Source organism: Tardiphaga sp., from assembly GCF_028290785.1.
Taxonomy (GTDB): Bacteria; Pseudomonadota; Alphaproteobacteria; order Rhizobiales; family Xanthobacteraceae; genus Tardiphaga.
In genome coordinates, this window is sequence record NZ_JAQGJD010000389.1 from 1 (window position 1) to 6170 (window position 6170).

General features: G+C 63.2%; 5 protein-coding genes and 1 tRNA gene. 4 read left to right on the plus strand and 2 right to left on the minus strand.

Annotated elements, in window-relative coordinates; all coding sequences use genetic code 11:
- Positions 1-101 precede the first annotated feature (101 nt).
- Entirely contained in the window at positions 102-632 is a 531-nt protein-coding gene (locus JWR89_RS24740) for a DNA starvation/stationary phase protection protein (RefSeq protein ID WP_299720844.1), read from the minus strand.
- 231 nt (positions 633-863) lie between these two features.
- Here JWR89_RS24740 and JWR89_RS24745 point away from each other — a divergent pair, with 231 nt between their 5' ends.
- Both JWR89_RS24745 and JWR89_RS24750 read left to right on the plus strand, forming a co-directional pair.
- A complete protein-coding gene (locus JWR89_RS24745; protein ID WP_299720845.1) occupies positions 864-1559 on the plus strand; it encodes a class I SAM-dependent methyltransferase in 696 nt (231 codons plus the stop codon).
- A gap of 77 nt (positions 1560-1636) precedes the next feature.
- Positions 1637-1712 (plus strand) — tRNA-His (locus JWR89_RS24750).
- Positions 1713-1722: 10 nt separating this feature from the next.
- On the opposite strand, the gene JWR89_RS24755 is transcribed toward JWR89_RS24750, so the two are convergent.
- The gene (locus JWR89_RS24755; protein WP_299720848.1) at positions 1723-2103 is read right to left on the minus strand and encodes a helix-turn-helix transcriptional regulator; all 381 of its coding nucleotides are present in this window, start codon (positions 2101-2103) and stop codon (positions 1723-1725) included.
- Between the two features lie 110 nt (positions 2104-2213).
- Between JWR89_RS24755 and JWR89_RS24760 the strand changes: the two genes are divergently transcribed.
- Positions 2214-3386 (plus strand): MFS transporter, encoded by a 1173-nt coding sequence (locus tag JWR89_RS24760; RefSeq protein WP_299720846.1) that lies wholly within the window; start codon positions 2214-2216, stop codon positions 3384-3386.
- A 142-nt stretch (positions 3387-3528) separates the two neighbouring features.
- Positions 3529-6170: carbamoyl-phosphate synthase large subunit (gene carB / locus JWR89_RS24765; protein WP_299720847.1), on the plus strand; the 2642-nt coding region annotated here is incomplete at its 3' end.

Below are 6170 nucleotides of genomic sequence, written 5' to 3' on the forward strand. Positions count from 1 at the left end.
GGACCGCTGGTGCGGCTGTGGAGGAAGTAAAACCGTTGGTGGGCAAAGCCAAAGCCTGCCCACCATCATTGCCCGAACGCTCGAAATTGTGGGCATGCCCCCTAAGCCGCGTTGGCGCCTTCCTGGCGGCTGGCTTCGAACAGGAACCAGGTGCGGCGCTCGGTCTCGTCGATGAAGTTTTCCAAGAGGCCGGCGGTGGCTGCATCCTCGACGTCGTCCACGACCTTGTGCGCCTTGCGCATCGCCGCAGCCATCGCCTTGTTGTCATTCATCAGCTCGCGCAGCATCCCGCGCGGCGGTACGTAGCTCTCATCATTGTCCTTGATAGTCTGCAGCTTGGCGATCTGCCCAATCGAGCGGATCGTGGTGCCGCCGACCTTGCGGACGCGCTCGGCGAGAGCGTCGGTGGTGGCGAAGATCTGATCCGACTGTTCGTCGAGCATCAGATGGTAGTCGCGGAAGTGACGACCGCTGATGTGCCAGTGAAAATTCTTGGTCTTCAAATAGAGCGCAAAGGCGTCGGCAAGTAAGACGTTCAACGTCTTGGCGATCTTGTCGGTAGCATCCTGCGGCAGATCGGAGGGCGTATCGAGATCGGCGGCAACTTTCGAGGAGGTCTTGGCTGGGGACACGGTGGATACCTTCCTGTGGGCGGATCGTGAGCGGTATTTCGAACAGATTGCGTCGCCGAGCCATGGCGCGAAGGCGGCGGCAGGTCTTGTCGAAAAGCACTCCCAATCACTGAAAACGAGGTCTCTCGGGGTGAAAGCGGTTTCCCACCCACCTGAAAACGCTCTAGACCCTTAACGCTTCACAATTATACCGGTTCCCGCAGCGGAACAAACATAAAGCCGGGCCAAGCCATGGACGACTGGATCGACTATTACGATTCCACGCATACGATCTACGCCAGCCGGCTACACCGCGACGTGCATTTCGAAGAGCTTGCCCGCGACATCATCGGCTACATCGCCTCACCCGACGCCGTGGTGCTCGACTACGCCTGCGGCGAGGCGCTGTCGGCGGCCAAGGTGGCGGCAGCTTGTGGCAAGCTGATTCTGGCGGAGCCGGCGCCCGGCGTGCGCGGCCGGCTGATCGCCCGCTTTGCTGGCATCACCAAGATCCGGGTGCGCTCGCTCGACGAGCTGCGTAACATGGACGAGAAATCGCTCGATCTGGCGATCATGAATTCGGTGGCGCAATACATGACGTCCGCCGAGCTCGATGGCGCATTCACCATCATGAAGCGGCTGCTGAAGCCCGGAGGCAAGCTGGTGGTGGGCGATGTCCTGCAGCCGGACGTCGGCATGGGCCGAGACGTCGCCGCTTTGCTGCGCCTCGCCTGGAAGCACGGATTTCTCACCGACGCGCTTTGGGGGCTGGTGCGGACGGCGCTGTCCGATTACCGGCAGTTGCGCACCAAGATCGGGCTGCAGCGCTACAGCGAAAGCGAGATGCTGGCGAAGCTCGCCGGTGCCGGATTCATCGCGTCCCGTGCCCCGGTCAACATCGGCCACAACCCCTGGCGCGTGACCTTCGTCGCCCGTCACGCATTTTAACGATCTCGTTAACCTCCGGTTAGGGTTAACCGGAGGTTAACATGGCCCACCGCGGCGTGATCGGCGAAGATGAGCCCGGCCCGGTGGCGGAAGTTTCAACGCGGGAGCGGTGCATTGCTCTTCATCCTGGTTCGAATCCAGGCCGGGCCTCCAAGATGCGCAATCAGAACGTCTCGTCTGCGTTCTCGCGGACAAGGCTGCATCCGGGCGGCATCCAGGGCTCCATATCGGCCAGCGCCGACTTGATCACCGTATCCAGCAGGCCCGGAAAGCGTGCTTCCAGATCATCGCGCCGCAGGGTCATGTAACGCGTGGTGCCCTTGACCCGGGTCATCACCAGCCCGGCCTCGCGCAACCGCATAAAATGATAGGCGAGGTTGGATTTGCCGCTGAACCCGCTGAAATCACCGCAGCACATGTCGGTATCCGAACTATGCCTGGCCAGACTGCAAACGATCGCCAGCCGCGTGGGATCGCTCAGGCAGTCGAGCACCAGCGGAAGTTGAATATGATCGCGAGCTGGATGCGCAGGAGTACGGGACATCTCACAGATATATCCGGGAATCCCGGTCATACGCAATGTTCAATAGTCATTGAACATTGACAGGCGGCTTATTCCATAGTTCAATGAATATTGAACTATGGAGCCTCACAATGAGCATTTTCTGGCTGGCCCTCGCCGCCTTTTCAATCGGTAGCGAAGCCTTTGTGATCGCAGGCCTTTTGCCGGTCATCGCAGCCGATGTGCACATCTCGCTGGCGGCGACGGGGCAGCTCGTCACGCTCTACGCCCTTACCTACGCGATCGGCTCGCCCATCCTAGCGGTGCTGTTTAACGACTTCGACCGCAAGGTCACGCTGACATTGGCGCTGGTCGCCTTCATCGTCGGTAATCTGATTGCGGCGACAGCCGACGGTTTTACGACGCTGATGCTCTCGCGCATGTTGATGGCGCTGGGCGCCGGCCTGTGCATGCCGACCGCGAACGCCGTGGCGGTCGCCATGGCCGTGCCCGAACGGCGCGGCCGCGCCATCGCGCTTGTCACGTCCGGCCTGACGGTTGCGACCGTGCTCGGCGTCCCTATCGGCACCCTGATTGGTTCCCATTTCGGCTGGCGGGCAGCCTTCGTTCTGGTCGCCATCCTGGGCACCGTCGCCCTCATCGGCCTGCAGCTCGGACTGCCCCGCGGCCTGCCACGAACCACGGCAACGCTGGCACAACGTTTCGCCATCGCCCGCCACGGCGGAGTGCTGCAGGCGCTGCTCATCACCGTGCTATGGGCGGCCGGCGCCATCGGCGCCTTTACCTACCTTTCGGTGCCGCTGCGATCGCTCGGTTTCACGGTGACGGACATCAGCTTTGCGCTGCTGCTGTCCGGCATCGGCGCGGCGGCCGGCAATCTGCTCGGTGGCCACCTGGTGGACCGGCTGGGCTCGTTCCGTACTGCCACAACGGCGCTGGCGATCGTGATCGCAACGTTGCTGCTGCAGTCGCTGGCGCTGAAATTTGCGCCCCCGCATGCCGCGGCGCCGATCTTCCTGGCGCTGATGTTTCTGCAGAGCGTCGCCGGCTGGAAGTTCTACCCGGCACAGGTCACGACCCTGCTCCGGCTCGCGCCCGATGCCCCGATGATCGCGCTGTCGCTGAATGCCTCGGCGATGTACCTTGGGATCGCCATCGGCGGCGCTGCCGGTGGGGCCGTGGTCGCCCATCTGCCCGCCAGCGACATCGGCTGGATCGCCGGCTGCAGCGTGACGGCGGCGCTGGTGCTGCATCTGTTCCGGGCAAGCCGGCAGCGGCTCAACCTGGCGCAAATTGCCGGTTGATCGCGGCTTTAAATGCCTTCCCCGCCCCGTTAAACTGGTCTAAAGACAGCCGCGCGCGAGGATAGCCCCGCGCCCGGGCTCACAGGGACGCGCGACACGCGCGCCCTTTTTTTGTGCCCAGTTGCCCCAATCGCGAGATGTAATGCCGAAACGCACTGACATATCCACCATCCTGATCATCGGCGCCGGTCCCATCGTGATCGGCCAGGCGTGCGAATTCGACTATTCGGGCACCCAGGCGGTCAAGACGCTGAAGGAAGAGGGCTACCGGATCGTCCTGGTCAATTCCAATCCGGCCACCATCATGACCGACCCGGAACTGGCCGACGCCACCTATATCGAGCCGATCACCCCGGAGATCGTCGCCAAGATCATCGAGAAGGAACGCTACATCCTTCCCGGCGGCTTCGCGCTGCTGCCGACCATGGGCGGCCAGACCGCGCTGAACTGCGCGCTGAGCCTGCGCAAACAGGGCACGCTGGAGAAATTCGACGTCGAGATGATTGGCGCCACCGCGGACGCCATCGACAAGGCCGAGGACCGCCAGCGTTTTCGCGAAGCGATGACCAAGATCGGTCTTGAGACGCCGCGTTCGGTTCAGGTCAAGACGCTGCCGGACGCGCTGCGCGCGCTCGACGTGATCGACTTCCCGGCCTTGATCCGCCCGTCCTTCACCATGGGCGGCACCGGCGGCGGCATCGCCTACACCAAGGCGGAGTTCATCGAGATCGTCGAGCGCGGCATCGACGCCTCGCCGACCTCCGAAGTGCTGATCGAAGAGTCCGTGCTCGGCTGGAAAGAGTACGAGATGGAAGTCGTTCGCGACAAGAACGACAACTGCATCATCGTCTGCTCGATCGAGAACATCGATCCGATGGGCGTCCACACCGGCGACTCCATCACCGTCGCGCCTGCCCTGACGCTCACTGACAAAGAATACCAGATCATGCGCGACGCCTCATTGGCGGTGCTGCGCGAGATCGGCGTCGAGACCGGCGGCTCCAACGTGCAGTTCGGCGTCAACCCGGCCGACGGCCGCATGGTCGTGATCGAGATGAATCCGCGGGTGTCGCGCTCCTCGGCGCTGGCCTCTAAGGCTACCGGCTTCCCGATCGCCAAGGTCGCCGCCAAGCTCGCGGTCGGCTACACTATGGACGAGATCGCCAACGACATCACCGGCGGTGCCACGCCGGCATCGTTCGAGCCGACCATCGACTACGTGGTCGTCAAGATTCCGCGCTTCAATTTCGAAAAATTCCCCGGCGCAAGCCGTACGCTGACCACCTCCATGAAGTCGGTCGGCGAAGTGATGGCGATCGGCCGCACCTTCCAGGAGTCGCTGCAGAAAGCGCTGCGCGGGCTCGAGACTGGACTGACCGGTCTCGACGAAATCGAGATCGACGACCTCGGCCGCGGCGACGACAAGAACGCCGTCCGCGCCGCGCTGGGCACGCCGACGCCGGACCGCCTGCTGCAGGTCGCGCAGGCGATGCGGCTCGGCTGGAGCGACGACGAGATCTTCAACTCCTGCAAGATCGATCCGTGGTTTCTCTCGGAGATGCGCGGCATCGTCGAGATGGAAGCCAAGGTCAAGGAAAACGGCCTGCCGGCCAACGCATTCGGCATGCGCACGCTGAAGGCGATGGGCTTCTCCGACGCGCGCCTGTCGGTGCTCGCCGGCAAGACCGAGGAAGAGGTCAAGACGCTCAGGCGTTCGCTGAACGTGCGCCCGGTGTTCAAGCGTATCGACACCTGCGCCGCCGAATTCGCCTCCCCCACCGCCTATATGTACTCGACCTACGAGTCGTCGTTCGCAGGCTCCTTCGCCGACGAGAGCGCACCGACCGACGCCAAGAAGGTGATCATTCTCGGAGGTGGCCCGAACCGGATCGGCCAGGGCATCGAGTTCGACTATTGCTGCTGTCACGCCTGCTTCGCGCTGCATGACGCCGGCTATGAAACCATCATGGTCAACTGCAACCCGGAAACCGTATCGACCGACTACGACACCGCGGACCGCCTGTACTTCGAGCCGCTCACCGCGGAAGACGTGCTGGAGATCATCGACACCGAAAAGCAGAACGGCACGCTGCACGGCGTGATCGTGCAGTTCGGCGGCCAGACCCCGCTCAAGCTAGCGCATGCGCTGGAAGACGCCGGCGTGCCGATCCTCGGCACCTCGCCCGACGCCATCGATCTCGCCGAAGACCGCGACCGTTTCAAGCGCGTGCTCGACAAGTTGAAGTTGAAGCAGCCGAAGAACGGCATCGCTTATTCCGTGGAACAGGCGCGCCTCGTCGCCGCCGACCTCGGCCTGCCGCTCGTGGTGCGCCCGTCCTATGTGCTCGGCGGCCGCGCGATGCAGATCATCCGCGAAGAGTCCCAACTCGGCGACTACCTGCTCGGCACGCTGCCGGAGCTGGTGCCCGCCGACGTCAAGGCGCGCTACCCGAACGACAAGACCGGCCAGATCAACACCGTGCTCGGCAAGAACCCGCTCTTGTTCGACCGCTATCTGTCTGATGCCATCGAGATCGACGTCGACTGCCTGTGCGACGGCAAGGACACTTTCGTCGTCGGCATCATGGAGCACATCGAGGAAGCCGGCATTCATTCCGGCGATAGCGCCTGCTCGCTGCCGCCGCATTCGCTGGATTCTGCGATGATCGAGCGGCTGGAGCAGCAGACGCGCGACATGGCGCTCGGCCTCGACGTGGTCGGCCTGATGAACGTGCAGTTTGCGATCAAGGACGGCGATATCTACGTGCTCGAAGTCAATCCGCG